The following is a 17,415-nucleotide window of genomic DNA, read 5'->3' as shown; positions in this document are numbered from 1 at the left end:
AAGACCCCCTTTGTGATAAAAGGGGGTCTTTTCTTAGACGTCTGTCGTCAGACTTCTATTTACATAAAAACACCGACAAGAATAGCTGTAATGAAGCTAGCTAATGTTCCACCAATAATTGCGCGCAGGCTAAGTTTTGAAACATCTTTTCGTCTAGAAGGGGCTAAAGAGCCTAATCCAATAATTAGCTGTCCAATTGATGAAAAGTTTGCAAAGTTACATAAAGCAATCGAAAGAACTGCTACAGTTTTTGGCGATAGCTGATCCATGACTTCAGTTAAGCTTAAATACGCAATAAATTCGTTGGCTGCAAGCTTTGTTCCAATAATAGAAGCAGCTTGTAAAGCATCTGAGACAGGAATACCAATGATAATAGCAAACGGATAAAATACATAACTAAAAATAGTTGCTAAATCTATGTTGACAAGGCCTAGTGCTCCGTCAACCAATGCAAGAATACTAATGAAAGCAATTAAAAGGCCCCCGATGTTTAAAGCTAGCATAACGCCGCTTGCTGTTCCATCTGCCATCGCTTCAAATACATTTGCATGATTACTTTTTTCCATTGCTACGTTTTCTTTTGTTTGAGACTCTTCGGTTTCTGGTAACATAATTTTTGCAATAATAATTGAAACAAGAGGAACGCTAAAAACCGCAATTAGCAAATACTTCATATCAATTCCCATTAAAGAATATCCAACAAGAATTGCTCCACTAGCAGAAGCGGTTCCTCCTACCATAACCGCAAAAAGCTCAGATCTTGTAAGCTTGTCAAGGTAAGGCTTTACAAGTAAAGGAGCTTCAGCAAGCCCTAAAAATGAGTTTCCAACTGCATTAAATGTTTCAACTTGCGTAGTACCAAGGGCTTTTCCTAGAATAGTTCCAACGATTCGGACAAAAAAAGGAATGATTCGTAAATAATAAAGTGCAGACACTAAAGCTGAAATGAAGATAATAACTGTTAGTACGTTAATGGCAAACACAGAAGTAATATTGGTGTTTTCAAAAAAGCCACCAAATACAAACTGAACACCTTCATTGCTATAATTAATAACTTTTTGAACACCTAATGCCATTTTTTCAAGAAAAGTTTGGCCTAGAGGTACTTTAAGCACAAAGAGTACAAACAAAATTTCAAGTGAAAGACCTACGAGAACCGTACGCCAAGGGAAAATTTTGCGATTTGTACTTAAAAGCCAGCTGACAAATAAAATTGCTACAAGTGATAGTAGACCGATGAGATAAGACATGATGGAATCCTCCTATAAAAAAACTGCTTCCTCCAAGCTATAGGAGAAAGCAGCAGTAAGTCTTACCTCATACGTACCGCTTTCCCTTATAGTCTAACAATTTACGGTTGTTAGGTAGAAACTTGCGATCCATATTATCGCGATTATACAAAGGAAGCGTATAAAAATGTGTTTTCATTCTATCAATATGACTATTGTATGACAACATTAAATTAATAGATATTAAGAAGTTTATATATTGAAAATATTCATTTTTTACAAGGCATTAATAAAAATATAAGTCAGACTTTTAGTTAAAAGGTTGGGATTTTAAAAGTCAAATTTCCTATTTTTCTATTAAAAAAAGGAAACGGAAAATTCGTAAAGAAACTTTAGTATGTAGAGAATAGAGAAGTGGAAGGGGAATGGAGAAGAAATGAAAAAGCATCTTTTATCAGCAGTTGGTGTAATTGTTATGGGAGCAAGCCTTATGGGGCCTACATATGTGGGAGCAAATAATGTAACGAATAACTCAACACAGCAATCCTATTCTGTATCAGGATTTATTAATCATGCAGAGTTGGGAAAGCGCCTTCAACAGATTGAACATTCGTCTAAAGGCACTGTAAAAGTAGAAGTAGCAGGGCATTCTAATCGTGGTCTCGAGATTTATAAAGCAACGGTTGGTACTGGAAAAAAGATCGTACTTATTCAAACAGAAATTCACGGTAATGAAAAAACAGGTACGGAAGCTTTGTTAAACATTCTGCAAAACCTTAGTACAAATTCACCCGAAGCAAAAAAGATGCGTGAGGAGATGACGTTAGTTGTCCTTCCAATGATGAATCCGGATGCGTCTGAGCTTAACCGCCGTGGCAACGATTTGTCTTGGCAAGAAGTTACTCAGGCCTTTCCTCAACTGAAAGATGCAAAACCTTCATGGAACTACTACACGTATACCAATCAATATTTTAATTATACAAATCAGCCAGGCTTTGATGTAAACAGAGATTTTAATCCCGACTTAGACTATGTTCCAGCAAGCAAAGATTTTCCTGGTAACTCAGGAAATCCAGGATGGTTCATCACGCCAGAAGCTCAGACTGTAAGGGATGTGTATAAAGGTTTAAAAGAAAAGCACGGAAATGTCGATGTCTTTGTTGATATGCATCATCAAGGTACTTATTATGTAGAGGGAACAGACGATTTAGTGACAATGTCACTTTCAGGAAAATTTGTTGATATTAATAAAAGGCGTTATGAAGAATATCAATCAAACTACAACCTTGAATTTTCTAAACAGCTTAATTTAGCAGCTTATAATGCACTGCAGGCGGTTGGCAATTCACCTTTTACTAATATTACGCTGTATGATCAGAATATCGACTTACCTGGAACAGCTCTTGGTACATTCGCATTAAACGGAAGCGGAACGGTCTTATTTGAAGTGCGAGGTCAAACTCACACATTTGGACAAAAGAAAAAAGGTCAACTTGTAAAAGCGGTTGAAACAGGCTTATATGGAATTTTACATGGTGTAACAGACGAATCTGTTTATAAGCTAAATTCAAATCAGTATGATGACATTCCCAAAACCGCATATCAACCAGGCCTATAAGATAACAATTCATAGAATATACTAAATGGAGAGAGAATAAAAACCTCTCTCTTTTTTTTGATTGGTCTAAATTTATGACATTTATTACAAAAAAACTATGAATTTATACGGGTGTTAATGGTATTATGAAGTAGTTGAAATTAAACCTAGGGGATGAAGTAACTGGATGAAACAATCTCAGTTAGAAAAGGAGATTCGAGCTTTACAAGATATCATCTATCGCTTGGCAAAGGAAACGAATGAGTACTCTTATGGCACGATTTTAAAAGTTAGCCAGGAGTTAGATAAAAAAATTTTTTTGTATCAAAAATTGAAGAATTCATGTGATTAAATGAATGATTTTCTGTCGCTGTAAGCAAACCGAGTATGCACGACTCTACTAAAGTGTTAAAACTCGGAAGAGAACAGTTTTATTTGTTCGATAATTGAAAAGAGTAGCGTAAGTGATGAAGTTAATCACATCAAAAAGGCTCTGTTATAAAACAGAGCCTTTTTGATGTGACCGCTTACTATTTCATAACATCTACACAGTTATCGCATTTATTTCCATAGCATTCATGCTGCTCTTCGATCTCCTGGCCGCATTCTAAGCACTTTTTAGTCGGTAATTTTTTGAAAAAATCAGACATTTTTTCTAACATCTCCATCGCCTCCGTTTAATTTGTTATTAACATTGTATTATAACAGATGTATTTTAGCAACTGTGTTTTAGAACAAAAACAGCCCATTTTTATAAAAAAACGTAATTTGTTATATAACAGTTAGTTATCTGTTAATTCTTGTTCCGTTCTTTTTTGTTTAGATTTTAAATAGGTCTGGGGTATACTAGGGCTAAAGGCATTCAGAAAGGGAGGGCAACTTGAATGAAAGTAACAGTTGTTGGTTTTTGGGGCGGATACCCTGCTGTGTCAGAAGCAACCTCGAGCTATTTATTTGAACATGATGGCTATAAGTTGTTGGTGGATTGTGGAAGTGGAGCACTTGCACAGTTGCAAAATTATGTAGCTCCACAAGATCTTGACGCAGTTATTTTATCTCACTATCATCATGATCATGTTGCGGATATTGGGGTACTTCAATATGCTCGATTAATTCAATCTCACTTAGGTAATGATGTGAAAGAATTACCTATTTATGGACATACATATGATCAAGCAGCGTTTGAGAAGCTGACGCATTCTGGCATTACCAAAGGGATTTCTTATAACCCTAATCAATCGTTAGAAGTTGGACCATTTACCATTACATTTCTACAAACAAAGCATCCTGTAACATGCTTTGCAATGCGAATTTCTGCTGGAGATAAAACTGTCGTGTATACGGCAGATTCTAGCTTCATTGATGAATTCGTGCCTTTTTCACAGCAAGCTGATTTAGTAATCTGTGAATGCAATTTCTATGCTCACCAGAATGGAAGCGGTGCAGGGCATATGACCAGTACCGAAGCAGGGAAGTTAGCACAAGGTGCTAGCGTGAAAGAACTAATGTTAACGCATTTGCCACACTACGGAAATGTAGAACAATTAGTGACAGAAGCACAAAATCAGTTTACAGGGAACGTTTTTCTAGCAAGTTCAGGATTACAATGGAATAAGTAGGAGGATAAAAGAAAGATGTTATATATTAACAACGGAGATATACATGACCCAAGGATTAACCTAGCAATCGAAGAATATGCGCTGAAGCATTTAGATATTAACGAAACATATTTATTATTTTATGTGAATGAACCATCTATCATTATTGGTAAAAATCAAAATACCATTGAAGAAATCAATACGAAGTATGTAGAAGACCAAGGAATTCATGTTGTTCGCCGTTTATCGGGTGGAGGTGCCGTGTATCATGATTTGGGTAACCTTAACTTTAGCTTTATTACTAAAGACGATGGGGAAAGTTTTCATAATTTCAAGAAATTCACGGAGCCTGTTATTGAAGCATTAGCAAAACTGGGAGTAAACGCAGAGCTAAGTGGACGTAATGACATTTTAGCCGAAGGACGTAAAATTTCCGGGAATGCACAGTTTTCAACAAAAGGTCGTATGTTTAGTCATGGAACGCTTTTATTTGATTCTGAAATTGAAAATGTAGTATCTGCTTTAAAAGTAAAAAAAGATAAAATTGAGTCAAAAGGTATTAAGTCAATTCGAAGTCGCGTAGCGAATATCAGTGAATTTCTAACGGACAAAATTACAGTAAACGAATTTAAACAGCTTATTTTACGCTATATTTTTAATGGAGAAGAAAATATTAAAGAATATAAGCTTACTGAAAAAGACTGGGAGAAAATCAACGAGATTTCAAACGAACGTTATCAAACGTGGGAATGGAATTATGGGAAATCACCAAAATTTAACGTACAGCATGCTCACCGCTTCCCAGTTGGACAAATTGATGTGCGCTTAGAAGTAAGTAAAGGTACCATTACACAATGTAAAATTTACGGAGACTTCTTTGGAGTAGGGGATGTTAGCGAAGTTGAAGAAAAGTTAACAAATATCCGTTATGAAAGAGCTAGCATTTCAGCAGCATTAGACAATATTGATGTGAAGCACTACTTTGGAAATGTTGAAAAAGAAGAGTTTATTGATCTAATTTATTAAGAGCATAAAGCAGGCTGGGGCATAAGTAATTCAGTCAATGATAAACCTGAATGCTTAAAAGGTTTTTACTTTTAAGCATTCAGGTTATTTTAATTGTGAAAACAATTTAGGAAGCAGGATGAAATGAAGCGAGGGTGTTCTGACAAAGTAAAGAAGTTATGAAAAGTAAGAGAACTAGAATAGCTGCAGTAATCGTTTGTAATGGGGGAAATTTAAAGGCAGTCTTATCTTTATAAGAGTCTTGTCAACGATAGATAAAAAAAAGTATAATATAGTAAGAATGTTTCCAATATTACGCCTAAATAATGAATGGTTGTTCATTCATTATGGCGAGAGGAGGAGAAGAATTGAATTTGTCATTACAGCTTCATACCACTGCGAAGCAGTATCCTGAAAAGGTTGCATACGTGTTTTTAGATAAAGAAGTCACTTATGCCGATCTTGATACCTCTATCACTTTATTTGCAAACGGTTTAAAAAGGTTAGGAGTTCAAAAAGGCGACCATATTGCATTACTACTTGGAAACTCACCGCATTTTATTATTGGATTATATGGTGCTTTAAGAATTGGTGCTACAGTTATCCCAATTAATCCAACCTACACGAAAGGGGAAATTACTTATATTTTAAAGAACAGCGATGCAAAGGTGGCCATTACGCTTGATTTCTTAGTCCCTTCATTAGAAGAAGTAAAAGAAGAAATCTCGTCGCTTCAGCATCTTATTGTTTGTGAAAGTAACCTTCAACAAGAGCACAACCTTCTATCTTCAAACGGCATTCATTCGTTTTCATCTCTTGTACAACACCAAGACGTTACATATATTTTCCCAACACTTGATGAAGATGACACAGCTTTAATTTTATATACTTCTGGAACGACAGGTAAACCAAAAGGCGCTATGCTTACTCAGCAAAACGTATATCAAAATGCTAAAGATGTCGCTGATTATTTAAGTATTAACGGAGAAGATCGAGTAGTGGCAGCACTGCCAATGTTTCATGTTTTTTGCTTAACTGTTGCACTGAATGCCCCACTGATGAATGGTGGCACAGTTTTAGTAATGCCTAAATTTAGTCCAACTACTTTCTTTCAACTTGTAGAAGAGAAACGAGCAACAATTTTTGCTGGTGTACCAACGATGTATAATTTTCTTTTGCAATCAAACAAAGGTGCAAAAGAAAAAGTAAAGACGCTGCGTTTATGCATATCAGGAGGCGCGTCGATGCCAGTTGCTTTATTAAAAGAATTTGAGAGACAATTTGGGGTTGTTGTTGCTGAAGGGTATGGTTTATCAGAAGCGTCTCCCGTTACGTGCTTTAACCCAATTGATAAAGAACGCAAACCTGGTTCGATTGGAACTTCAATTATGAATGTCGAAAACAAAGTAGTCGATGAAATGGGAAGAGAAGTTCCTATAGGAGAAGTGGGAGAATTAATTGTAAAAGGTGCAAACGTCATGAAAGGATACTATAAGCTTCCTGAAGATACGGCTCACGCACTTCGAAATGGATGGTTGTATACGGGTGACTTGGCTCGTATGGATCATGAAGGTTATTTCTATATTGTAGATCGTAAAAAAGATATGATTATTGTAGGTGGTTACAACGTGTATCCAAGAGAAGTGGAAGAAGTGTTGTATTCACATCCTGACATTGTAGAAGTGGCAGTACTTGGCATTCCCGATCCTGTATTTGGTGAACAGATTAAATGTTACGTTGTAACTAAAGGCGTTAATATTGGTGAACAAGATTTACTTGATTACTGTCAAATTCATTTAGCAAAATATAAAATTCCAAGCAGTATTACATTTTTAGATGAGTTGCCTAAAAATGCTACAGGGAAGATTTTGCGAAAGGCTTTACGGAAAGAGTTGTTAGGAAAGTAAAACGTATAATTGGAAGCGATTTCAATAGGAGGCGGTACTATGGAATCTATTGTATATGATAAGGATAAACAAGTGGCCACAATCATTTTAAATCGACCGGAAGCGATGAACGCATTTAACTACGACATGCTATGTGAACTAGAGCAAGTGATAGAAAAAGCTCGTATTGATCCAGATGTGCGAGTTGTGAAATTTATCGGTGCAGGTGAAAGAGCATTTAGTGTGGGAGCGGATTTGAAAGAAAGAAAAACGCTTACTGATCAAGAAGTAAAGCGAAATATCTTTAAAATTGGTGAAGTGTTTTCTAAAATTGAGCAACTTCCACAACCTACGCTTGCAATCATTAACGGTTATGCCTTTGGTGGAGGTATGGAACTAGCTTTAGCCTGTGATTTTCGATTTGCTGGGGAAGATGTAGGTCTTGGGTTAACTGAAACAAGCTTGGGAATTATCCCTGGTGCTGGTGGAACTCAACGCTTACCTCGCATTGTTGGGGAAACCAAAGCACTTGAGCTAATTCTAACAGCAGAGCGGTTACTAGCACACGAAGCAGAAAAGATTGGCTTAGTGACAAAGGTTAGCCCGCTCCACGAATTAAACGATGTTGTTGACTGTTTTATTAGCCGTATATTAGCAAATGCACCAATTGCTTTGCAGCAAGCGAAATTTGCTATTAAAGAAGGAATGAAAGTAGATTTGCAGACAGGCTTGCAAATTGAAAGGAAAGCTTATGAGTTAACGATTCCAACAGAAGATCGTATTGAAGCTCTAACAGCCTTTGCTGAGAAACGAAAGCCAATTTTTAAAGGAAGATAAATAGAGTGAAAAAGAACTGTCGATAGCGGCAGTTCTTTTTTTATAAGAAGGGATAAAAGGGAACCTTCCCATATAAAATAGAGAATTCAATAATCTTGTTCTAAATCTCAGGATGAAACCTACAATAATAATAGTTGATAACTGTTTGTACACTTTTGGAAAGTTTTAAAAGGAGGGGTTTATATGAAGAAGATAGTACTTGGTTCGTTTATTCTATTTGTTATATACGCTGTATTAATATGGCTTTACTTATTTCAATGGAGCGACACTTCTATTCCTGATGCGTTAAAAGGGACAAGTGCGGATCCGGCTACTTTTATGAATGAAAGAGAGCTTGTATTAGCGCAAGAATACTCACAAATAAAAGATTTTTTATTCTTTCTCTCTGTGCCGTATGAATGGTTAAGCTTTGTTTTAGTTCTAGTACTAGGATTCTCGCGTAAATTTAGTAAGTGGGCAAAAGACATTACAAAAATGAAGCCTTTGCAAACTGCTATTTATGTATTCTGGCTATCGTTGCTTTTACAAGTATTTACGTTCCCGCTTGATTGGATTAGTTACAAATTATCGATGGCGTATAATATTACAACGCAGCCTTTTACAAGCTGGATGAAGGATGTGACCACTGACTTTTGGGTAAGCCTTGTTATGATGTGGGTAATCGTGTTTGTTCTATATACTTTAATCACCAAGTCCCCAAACAGGTGGTGGTTTTATGCATGGTTATTATCAATTCCTTTTACTTTATTTATCACATTTATTCAGCCGGTTGTCATCGATCCTTTGTATAACGATTTTTATCCGTTAAAAGATAAGCAGCTAGAAGAAAAAATTCTCCGCTTAGCAGATGAAGCGTCCATTCCTACGGATCATGTATATGAAGTGAATATGTCCGAAAAGACAAATTCAATGAACGCGTATGTAACAGGGATAGGTGCAAACTCAAGAATTGTACTTTGGGATACTACTTTAAATAAACTAAGTGATAATGAAATTTTATTTATCATGGCTCATGAAATGGGTCATTACGTGAAAAAGCATATCTATGTTGGAATTGCCAGTGCTCTAGTGCTTTCTTTGGTTGGGTTATGGGTGACAAAGAGGCTGGCGGACATGATAATGCGTAGATGGGGAACTAATATAAAGGTTAAATCGTTGCAGGATGTATCATCATTACCGCTAATTTTGCTATTACTCTCTGTTCTTACGTTTGCGGTTAGCCCAGCTACAAACTTATTGTCCCGGCATCATGAAGTGCAATCAGATACGTATGCTTTAGAATTAACAGAAGACAAGGAAGCTGCGATTAAAACGTTTCAAGAACTTAGTCGTTCGGGTCTATCTCAGGTAAACCCTCCGTTTCTTGTGAAAGTATTTCGTTATAGCCATCCAACCATCTTAGAGAGAATCGAGTTTATGGAAGAGCATAATAAAGAAGAATAACTGTTATAAGGAAAGTAAATATTACTGAAAAACCACTAACAGCAAGGGTTTTAGGCGTAGAACTCTTGCTTATATAGAAAATTTGTAAAAGCAAGGGTTCATCTTTTGAATATACTGTTATATAATAATTTTTGTATAAGGTTATCTGTTTTATAACAAAGTGATAAGGAGGAGTTGTGGTTCTCATAACATTTAAAGTTATAAAAATAGCGGAATATTTCATATTACTTAACAAAGAAGCGGATGCATCCCGCTATACGCTGAATAAGATCCCACTTTCATTCTTGTAACTCTCACACTTATAAAGTTGATGTATTGTTTCTAAACAAATGCATGCAAGCGAATTAGTAGCTAATAGGAAAGCTAAAAAGAAGAGAAAATCGCAAGGGGGATATTAAAGTGAACGATTTAAGAGTAAAGCAATTAGAGAATAGTTGGAAAAATGATGAGCGTTGGAGTGGAATCGAAAGACCTTATTCAGCAGAGAAAGTAATTGGTTTAAGAGGCTCCATAGATATTGAACATACATTGGCTAGAAGGGGTGCCAATAAATTTTGGAATTTGCTTCAAACAGAAGACTACATTCATGCGTTAGGAGCATTAACTGGGAATCAAGCCGTTCAGCAAGTAAAGGCAGGGTTAAAGGCTATTTATTTAAGCGGATGGCAAGTAGCGGCAGATGCCAACTTATCCGGCCATATGTATCCTGACCAAAGTTTGTATCCAGCTAATAGCGTTCCCCATGTTGTAAAAAGAATTAATCAAGCGCTCCAACGTGCCGACCAGATTCAACATCTAGAAGGAGAAGGAGAAGTTGATTACTTTGCTCCAATTATTGCAGATGCTGAAGCTGGGTTTGGCGGACAACTCAACGTATTTGAGTTGATGAAAGGTATGATTGAATCAGGTGCATCTGCGGTTCACTTTGAAGATCAGTTATCTTCAGAGAAGAAATGTGGTCATCTTGGAGGAAAAGTCTTGCTTCCTACCCAAACGGCGGTTAAAAACTTGATTGCTGCTAGGTTAGCGGCAGATGTTATGGGAGTTCCTACTATATTAATTGCACGTACGGATGCAGATGCTGCAGATTTAATCACAAGTGATATTGATCCGGTTGATAAGCAATTTATTAGAGGAGAGAGAACTGCAGAAGGTTTTTATCGTACAAAAGCAGGGCTAGATCAAGCGATTGCTAGAGGATTAGCTTATGCACCGTATGCTGATTTAATTTGGTGTGAGACATCTGAGCCTAATTTAGCACAAGCACAACAATTTGCGGACGCAATTCATGAAAAGTTCCCTGGTAAAATGTTAGCGTATAACTGTTCACCTTCATTTAACTGGAAGAAAAAGCTGGATGCAAAAACGATTGAAAAGTTTCAAAGAGAAATTGCAAAGATGGGTTACAAATTTCAATTTGTTACGTTGGCGGGCTTCCATGCGCTTAATCATAGCATGTTTGAATTAGCTAGAGGCTATAAAGATAGAGGTATGGCGGCTTATTCGGAGCTGCAAGAGAGAGAGTTTAGTAGTGAAATAAATGGCTATACGGCAACAAGACATCAAAGAGAGGTAGGTACGGGTTACTTTGATGAGGTTGCTCAAGTTGTATCAGGTGGTACATCGTCTACAACAGCACTAAAAGGTTCAACGGAAGAAGAGCAGTTTACCAGCAAATAATAGAAAAACCAAAAACACAAGTGAAAGCCACTTGTGTTTTTTTATTGTGAGTAAAAATTACCCCTTTAATATAATTGAAAATTTAAACTTATTATTTAGGGATTGCCAAGTAGTATTTCATTTGTTATATTAATAAATGTTCTTAACGAACAGGTAACAAACAAGTTAAGAATGAAACAAAAAACAAAAAAGTTGTTGACAACAAGTTGATAACTTGGTAAGATAGTAAAGTCGTCTGAGAGCGACGGTTGAACTTTGAAAACTGAACAAAGCGACAAACGTCAACGTTAATTTTTTTAAACTTTTATGAGCAAGTCAAACATTTCTTCGGAGAGTTTGATCCTGGCTCAGGATGAACGCTGGCGGCGTGCCTAATACATGCAAGTCGAGCGAACTGATTAGAAGCTTGCTTCTATGACGTTAGCGGCGGACGGGTGAGTAACACGTGGGCAACCTGCCTGTAAGACTGGGATAACTCCGGGAAACCGGAGCTAATACCGGATAACATTTTCTCTTGCATAAGAGAAAATTGAAAGATGGTTTCGGCTATCACTTACAGATGGGCCCGCGGTGCATTAGCTAGTTGGTGAGGTAACGGCTCACCAAGGCAACGATGCATAGCCGACCTGAGAGGGTGATCGGCCACACTGGGACTGAGACACGGCCCAGACTCCTACGGGAGGCAGCAGTAGGGAATCTTCCGCAATGGACGAAAGTCTGACGGAGCAACGCCGCGTGAGTGATGAAGGCTTTCGGGTCGTAAAACTCTGTTGTTAGGGAAGAACAAGTACAAGAGTAACTGCTTGTACCTTGACGGTACCTAACCAGAAAGCCACGGCTAACTACGTGCCAGCAGCCGCGGTAATACGTAGGTGGCAAGCGTTATCCGGAATTATTGGGCGTAAAGCGCGCGCAGGCGGTTTCTTAAGTCTGATGTGAAAGCCCACGGCTCAACCGTGGAGGGTCATTGGAAACTGGGGAACTTGAGTGCAGAAGAGAAAAGCGGAATTCCACGTGTAGCGGTGAAATGCGTAGAGATGTGGAGGAACACCAGTGGCGAAGGCGGCTTTTTGGTCTGTAACTGACGCTGAGGCGCGAAAGCGTGGGGAGCAAACAGGATTAGATACCCTGGTAGTCCACGCCGTAAACGATGAGTGCTAAGTGTTAGAGGGTTTCCGCCCTTTAGTGCTGCAGCTAACGCATTAAGCACTCCGCCTGGGGAGTACGGTCGCAAGACTGAAACTCAAAGGAATTGACGGGGGCCCGCACAAGCGGTGGAGCATGTGGTTTAATTCGAAGCAACGCGAAGAACCTTACCAGGTCTTGACATCCTCTGACAACTCTAGAGATAGAGCGTTCCCCTTCGGGGGACAGAGTGACAGGTGGTGCATGGTTGTCGTCAGCTCGTGTCGTGAGATGTTGGGTTAAGTCCCGCAACGAGCGCAACCCTTGATCTTAGTTGCCAGCATTAAGTTGGGCACTCTAAGGTGACTGCCGGTGACAAACCGGAGGAAGGTGGGGATGACGTCAAATCATCATGCCCCTTATGACCTGGGCTACACACGTGCTACAATGGATGGTACAAAGGGCTGCAAGACCGCGAGGTCAAGCCAATCCCATAAAACCATTCTCAGTTCGGATTGTAGGCTGCAACTCGCCTACATGAAGCTGGAATCGCTAGTAATCGCGGATCAGCATGCCGCGGTGAATACGTTCCCGGGCCTTGTACACACCGCCCGTCACACCACGAGAGTTTGTAACACCCGAAGTCGGTGGGGTAACCTTTATGGAGCCAGCCGCCTAAGGTGGGACAGATGATTGGGGTGAAGTCGTAACAAGGTAGCCGTATCGGAAGGTGCGGCTGGATCACCTCCTTTCTAAGGATTTTTACAAGACGTACGTTTTGAAGCTTTGTTCAGTTTTGAGAGTTCAATCTCTCATTAATAGAAAGTACATCACTTTCTTCTTATCTAATAAGAAGAATTTTGAGTGCGATTGTTCTTTGAAAACTAGATAACAGTAATAGCTGAGGAAAAGTGAAACTTTTCTTTAATCAAACCAATAAATAACGCAACGCAAGTTGCACCATTTATTCGCTAATGGTTAAGTTAGAAAGGGCGCACGGTGAATGCCTTGGCACTAGGAGCCGATGAAGGACGGGACTAACACCGATATGCTTCGGGGAGCTGTAAGTAAGCTTTGATCCGGAGATTTCCGAATGGGGAAACCCACTGTTCGTAATGGAGCAGTATCTTTATCTGAATACATAGGATATTGAAGGCAGACCCGGGGAACTGAAACATCTAAGTACCCGGAGGAAGAGAAAGCAAATGCGATTTCCTGAGTAGCGGCGAGCGAAACGGAATTAGCCCAAACCAAGAGGCTTGCCTCTTGGGGTTGTAGGACACTCTATACGGAGTTACAAAGGAACGAGGTAAATGAAGAGGTCTGGAAAGGCCCGTCAAAGAAGGTAACAACCCTGTAGTTGAAACTTCGTTCCCTCTTGAGTGGATCCTGAGTACGGCGGAACACGTGAAATTCCGTCGGAAGCTGGGAGGACCATCTCCCAAGGCTAAATACTCCCTAGTGACCGATAGTGAACCAGTACCGTGAGGGAAAGGTGAAAAGCACCCCGGAAGGGGAGTGAAAGAGATCCTGAAACCGTGTGCCTACAAGTAGTCAGAGCCCGTTAATGGGTGATGGCGTGCCTTTTGTAGAATGAACCGGCGAGTTACGATCCCATGCAAGGTTAAGTTGAAGAGACGGAGCCGTAGCGAAAGCGAGTCTGAATAGGGCGTTTAGTATGTGGTTGTAGACCCGAAACCAGGTGATCTACCCATGTCCAGGGTGAAGTTCAGGTAACACTGAATGGAGGCCCGAACCCACGCACGTTGAAAAGTGCGGGGATGAGGTGTGGGTAGCGGAGAAATTCCAATCGAACCTGGAGATAGCTGGTTCTCTCCGAAATAGCTTTAGGGCTAGCCTCACGTAGTGAGAGTCTTGGAGGTAGAGCACTGATTGGACTAGGGGCCCCCAACGGGTTACCGAATTCAGTCAAACTCCGAATGCCAAAGACTTATCCGTGGGAGTCAGACTGCGAGTGATAAGATCCGTAGTCAAAAGGGAAACAGCCCAGACCACCAGCTAAGGTCCCCAAGTATACGTTAAGTGGAAAAGGATGTGGAGTTGCTTAGACAACCAGGATGTTGGCTTAGAAGCAGCCACCATTTAAAGAGTGCGTAATAGCTCACTGGTCGAGTGACTCTGCGCCGAAAATGTACCGGGGCTAAACGTATCACCGAAGCTGTGGATTGACATCTTTGATGTCAGTGGTAGGAGAGCGTTCTAAGTGCTGCGAAGCTAGACCGTAAGGACTGGTGGAGCGCTTAGAAGTGAGAATGCCGGTATGAGTAGCGAAAGACAAGTGAGAATCTTGTCCACCGAATGCCTAAGGTTTCCTGAGGAAGGCTCGTCCGCTCAGGGTTAGTCGGGACCTAAGCCGAGGCTGAAAAGCGTAGGCGATGGCCAACAGGTTGATATTCCTGTACCACCTCCCCGCCGTTTGAGTAATGGGGGGACGCAGGAGGATAGGGTAAGCGCGCTGCTGGATATGCGCGTTCAAGCAGTTAGGCTGATGAGTAGGCAAATCCGCTCATCATAAGGCTGAGCTGTGATGACGAGGGAAATATAGTACCGAAGTTCCTGATTCCACACTGCCAAGAAAAGCCTCTAGCGAGGCGGGAGGTGCCCGTACCGCAAACCGACACAGGTAGGCGAGGAGAGAATCCTAAGGTGATCGAGAGAACTCTCGTTAAGGAACTCGGCAAAATGACCCCGTAACTTCGGGAGAAGGGGTGCTCTGGTAGGGTGTATAGCCCGAGAGAGCCGCAGTGAATAGGCCCAGGCGACTGTTTAGCAAAAACACAGGTCTCTGCGAAGCCGCAAGGCGAAGTATAGGGGCTGACGCCTGCCCGGTGCTGGAAGGTTAAGAGGAGGGGTTATCCTTTGGGAGAAGCTCTGAATCGAAGCCCCAGTAAACGGCGGCCGTAACTATAACGGTCCTAAGGTAGCGAAATTCCTTGTCGGGTAAGTTCCGACCCGCACGAAAGGCGTAACGATCTGGGCACTGTCTCAACGAGAGACTCGGTGAAATTATAGTACCTGTGAAGATGCAGGTTACCCGCGACAGGACGGAAAGACCCCGTGGAGCTTTACTGTAGCCTGATATTGAATTTTGGTACAGCTTGTACAGGATAGGTAGGAGCCTGAGAAGCCGGAGCGCTAGCTTCGGTGGAGGCGTCGGTGGGATACTACCCTGGTTGTATTGAAATTCTAACCCGCAGCCCTGATCGGGCTGGGAGACAGTGTCAGGTGGGCAGTTTGACTGGGGCGGTCGCCTCCTAAAGAGTAACGGAGGCGCCCAAAGGTTCCCTCAGAATGGTTGGAAATCATTCGTAGAGTGTAAAGGCACAAGGGAGCTTGACTGCGAGACCTACAAGTCGAGCAGGGACGAAAGTCGGGCTTAGTGATCCGGTGGTTCCGCATGGAAGGGCCATCGCTCAACGGATAAAAGCTACCCCGGGGATAACAGGCTTATCTCCCCCAAGAGTCCACATCGACGGGGAGGTTTGGCACCTCGATGTCGGCTCATCGCATCCTGGGGCTGTAGTCGGTCCCAAGGGTTGGGCTGTTCGCCCATTAAAGCGGTACGCGAGCTGGGTTCAGAACGTCGTGAGACAGTTCGGTCCCTATCCGTCGTGGGCGTAGGAAATTTGAGAGGAGCTGTCCTTAGTACGAGAGGACCGGGATGGACACACCGCTGGTGTACCAGTTGTCTTGCCAAAGGCATCGCTGGGTAGCTATGTGTGGACGGGATAAGTGCTGAAAGCATCTAAGCATGAAGCCCCCCTCAAGATGAGATTTCCCATAGCGCAAGCTAGTAAGATCCCTGAAAGATGATCAGGTTGATAGGTCAGAGGTGGAAGCACGGTGACGTGTGTAGCTGACTGATACTAATCGATCGAGGACTTAACCAAATTAGAAAAGCGAAGGCGACTGTTCAATTGTGAAAGGCGTTGGAGCTTCTGATAGGGAAACCGCTTTTTGGTTTCAATAACAGAAGTGAAACGACCGAACAATTAGGAGCCGTAGCTAGACAGTAAACTTAGTACTCAGCAAAATGTTATCTAGTTTTGAGAGAATAATCTCAATTCATGTCTGGTGGCGATAGCAGAGAGGTCACACCCGTTCCCATGCCGAACACGGAAGTTAAGTTCTCTAGCGCCGATGGTAGTTGGGACTTTATCCCTGTGAGAGTAGGACGTTGCCAGGCATTTAAATTGGCCCGTTGGTCAAGTGGTTAAGACACCGCCCTTTCACGGCGGTAACACGGGTTCGAATCCCGTACGGGTCACCACTTATTTTTATATAAGAAATTTGGAGGATTAGCTCAGCTGGGAGAGCACCTGCCTTACAAGCAGGGGGTCGGCGGTTCGATCCCGTCATCCTCCACCATTTATTTAAGCTGGAGGGGTAGCGAAGTGGCTAAACGCGGCGGACTGTAAATCCGCTCCTTCGGGTTCGGCAGTTCGAATCTGCCCCCCTCCACCATTTTATTGGGCTATAGCCAAGCGGTAAGGCAACGGACTTTGACTCCGTCATGCGTTGGTTCGAATCCAGCTAGCCCAGCCATTAAGAGCCATTAGCTCAGTTGGTAGAGCATCTGACTTTTAATCAGAGGGTCGAAGGTTCGAGTCCTTCATGGCTCATATTAAGCGCCCGTAGCTCAATTGGATAGAGCGTTTGACTACGGATCAAAAGGTTAGGGGTTCGACTCCTCTCGGGCGCGCCATAGAACGGGAAGTAGCTCAGCTTGGTAGAGCACTTGGTTTGGGACCAAGGGGTCGCAGGTTCGAATCCTGTCTTCCCGACCAGGAAATATTCTTGACTTATATATGCGGGTGTAGTTTAATGGTAAAACCTCAGCCTTCCAAGCTGATGTCGTGAGTTCGATTCTCATCACCCGCTCCATAACGGGCCTATAGCTCAGCTGGTTAGAGCGCACGCCTGATAAGCGTGAGGTCGGTGGTTCGAGTCCACTTAGGCCCACTAAAAAAGAGCATCTAGTTAAGATGCTCTTT

At 41.3% G+C, this 17,415-nt stretch carries 10 protein-coding genes, 9 tRNA genes, 3 rRNA genes and 1 riboswitch; of the genes, 20 read left to right on the top strand and 2 right to left on the bottom strand.

Annotated elements, in window-relative coordinates:
* Positions 1 to 59: 59 nt before the first annotated feature.
* Positions 60 to 1,250, bottom strand: a complete 1,191-nt coding sequence (locus V2145_RS15985) for a NupC/NupG family nucleoside CNT transporter (protein WP_311859409.1) — start codon at positions 1,248 to 1,250, stop codon at positions 60 to 62.
* Between the two features lie 69 nt (positions 1,251 to 1,319).
* Positions 1,320 to 1,421: riboswitch (purine riboswitch) on the bottom strand.
* A 244-nt stretch (positions 1,422 to 1,665) separates the two neighbouring features.
* Between V2145_RS15985 and V2145_RS15980 the strand changes: the two genes are divergently transcribed.
* Together V2145_RS15980 and V2145_RS15975 are read left to right on the top strand one after the other, a co-directional pair.
* Positions 1,666 to 2,847, top strand: coding sequence for a M14 family zinc carboxypeptidase (locus tag V2145_RS15980; protein WP_330988002.1), 1,182 nt, complete (start codon positions 1,666 to 1,668; stop codon positions 2,845 to 2,847).
* Between the two features lie 166 nt (positions 2,848 to 3,013).
* Positions 3,014 to 3,178: a Spo0E family sporulation regulatory protein-aspartic acid phosphatase gene (locus V2145_RS15975; RefSeq protein ID WP_131888510.1), complete on the top strand. Its 165-nt coding sequence runs from the start codon at positions 3,014 to 3,016 to the stop codon at positions 3,176 to 3,178.
* A gap of 178 nt (positions 3,179 to 3,356) precedes the next feature.
* Here the strand turns inward: V2145_RS15975 and yhfH are convergent, their stop codons facing one another.
* The gene (yhfH, locus tag V2145_RS15970) at positions 3,357 to 3,488 is read right to left on the bottom strand and encodes a protein YhfH (RefSeq protein ID WP_064484053.1); all 132 of its coding nucleotides are present in this window, start codon (positions 3,486 to 3,488) and stop codon (positions 3,357 to 3,359) included.
* Positions 3,489 to 3,710: 222 nt separating this feature from the next.
* On the opposite strand from yhfH, the gene V2145_RS15965 reads away from it, so the two are divergent.
* The 18 genes from V2145_RS15965 (at position 3,711) to V2145_RS15880 (ending at position 17,383) form a co-directional block, all read left to right on the top strand.
* Entirely contained in the window at positions 3,711 to 4,445 is a 735-nt protein-coding gene (locus tag V2145_RS15965) for an MBL fold metallo-hydrolase (protein ID WP_210611367.1), read from the top strand.
* 15 nt (positions 4,446 to 4,460) lie between these two features.
* Positions 4,461 to 5,450 carry a lipoate--protein ligase gene (locus tag V2145_RS15960; protein ID WP_094912727.1) on the top strand — a complete coding sequence of 330 codons (990 nt, stop codon included), beginning with the start codon at positions 4,461 to 4,463 and terminating at the stop codon, positions 5,448 to 5,450.
* A 347-nt stretch (positions 5,451 to 5,797) separates the two neighbouring features.
* Positions 5,798 to 7,336 carry a fatty acid--CoA ligase family protein gene (locus V2145_RS15955; protein ID WP_311859400.1) on the top strand — a complete coding sequence of 513 codons (1,539 nt, stop codon included), beginning with the start codon at positions 5,798 to 5,800 and terminating at the stop codon, positions 7,334 to 7,336.
* A 39-nt stretch (positions 7,337 to 7,375) separates the two neighbouring features.
* Positions 7,376 to 8,152: an enoyl-CoA hydratase-related protein gene (locus V2145_RS15950; RefSeq protein ID WP_222582608.1), complete on the top strand. Its 777-nt coding sequence runs from the start codon at positions 7,376 to 7,378 to the stop codon at positions 8,150 to 8,152.
* A 183-nt stretch (positions 8,153 to 8,335) separates the two neighbouring features.
* A complete protein-coding gene (locus V2145_RS15945) occupies positions 8,336 to 9,595 on the top strand; it encodes a M48 family metallopeptidase (protein WP_131888508.1) in 1,260 nt (419 codons plus the stop codon).
* 399 nt (positions 9,596 to 9,994) lie between these two features.
* The gene (gene aceA / locus V2145_RS15940) at positions 9,995 to 11,275 is read left to right on the top strand and encodes an isocitrate lyase (RefSeq protein WP_222582609.1); all 1,281 of its coding nucleotides are present in this window, start codon (positions 9,995 to 9,997) and stop codon (positions 11,273 to 11,275) included.
* A gap of 324 nt (positions 11,276 to 11,599) precedes the next feature.
* Positions 11,600 to 13,152: ribosomal RNA gene (locus V2145_RS15935) — 16S ribosomal RNA — on the top strand.
* A gap of 224 nt (positions 13,153 to 13,376) precedes the next feature.
* Positions 13,377 to 16,311, top strand: a 23S ribosomal RNA gene (locus V2145_RS15930).
* Positions 16,312 to 16,491: 180 nt separating this feature from the next.
* Positions 16,492 to 16,607, top strand: a 5S ribosomal RNA gene (rrf, locus tag V2145_RS15925).
* Together the 16S, 23S and 5S rRNA genes with 9 tRNA genes alongside form the textbook arrangement of a ribosomal RNA operon.
* Positions 16,608 to 16,616: 9 nt before the next feature.
* Positions 16,617 to 16,691 (top strand) — tRNA-Glu (locus tag V2145_RS15920).
* Positions 16,692 to 16,713: 22 nt separating this feature from the next.
* Positions 16,714 to 16,789, top strand: a tRNA-Val gene (locus tag V2145_RS15915).
* Positions 16,790 to 16,801: 12 nt separating this feature from the next.
* Positions 16,802 to 16,885, top strand: a tRNA-Tyr gene (locus V2145_RS15910).
* A gap of 6 nt (positions 16,886 to 16,891) precedes the next feature.
* A tRNA-Gln gene (locus V2145_RS15905) sits at positions 16,892 to 16,966 on the top strand.
* Positions 16,967 to 16,970: 4 nt separating this feature from the next.
* Positions 16,971 to 17,043 (top strand) — tRNA-Lys (locus V2145_RS15900).
* A 6-nt stretch (positions 17,044 to 17,049) separates the two neighbouring features.
* Positions 17,050 to 17,126, top strand: a tRNA-Arg gene (locus V2145_RS15895).
* A 5-nt stretch (positions 17,127 to 17,131) separates the two neighbouring features.
* Positions 17,132 to 17,208: transfer RNA gene (locus V2145_RS15890), tRNA-Pro, on the top strand.
* Positions 17,209 to 17,231: 23 nt separating this feature from the next.
* Positions 17,232 to 17,305: transfer RNA gene (locus V2145_RS15885), tRNA-Gly, on the top strand.
* Between the two features lie 4 nt (positions 17,306 to 17,309).
* Positions 17,310 to 17,383 (top strand) — tRNA-Ile (locus V2145_RS15880).
* Positions 17,384 to 17,415 lie beyond the last annotated feature (32 nt).

The organism is Priestia sp. GS2, from assembly GCF_036409025.1.
Lineage (GTDB): Bacteria > Bacillota > Bacilli > Bacillales > Bacillaceae_H > Priestia > Priestia aryabhattai_A.
Note: the sequence above shows the minus strand (reverse complement) of the source record. Positions and strands in the feature narration are given on the sequence as shown.

Excerpts from the sequence above, each read along its gene's own strand:
- V2145_RS15985 (WP_311859409.1), bottom strand. The coding sequence starts at position 1,250 with ATGTCTTATCTCATCGGTCTACTATCACTTGTAGCAATTTTATTTGTC.
- V2145_RS15960 (WP_094912727.1), top strand. The coding sequence starts at position 4,461 with ATGTTATATATTAACAACGGAGATATACATGACCCAAGGATTAACCTA.
- V2145_RS15975 (WP_131888510.1), top strand. The coding sequence starts at position 3,014 with ATGAAACAATCTCAGTTAGAAAAGGAGATTCGAGCTTTACAAGATATC.
- V2145_RS15945 (WP_131888508.1), top strand. The coding sequence starts at position 8,336 with ATGAAGAAGATAGTACTTGGTTCGTTTATTCTATTTGTTATATACGCT.
- V2145_RS15965 (WP_210611367.1), top strand. The coding sequence starts at position 3,711 with ATGAAAGTAACAGTTGTTGGTTTTTGGGGCGGATACCCTGCTGTGTCA.
- V2145_RS15950 (WP_222582608.1), top strand. The coding sequence starts at position 7,376 with ATGGAATCTATTGTATATGATAAGGATAAACAAGTGGCCACAATCATT.
- yhfH (WP_064484053.1), bottom strand. The coding sequence starts at position 3,488 with ATGTTAGAAAAAATGTCTGATTTTTTCAAAAAATTACCGACTAAAAAG.
- V2145_RS15980 (WP_330988002.1), top strand. The coding sequence starts at position 1,666 with ATGAAAAAGCATCTTTTATCAGCAGTTGGTGTAATTGTTATGGGAGCA.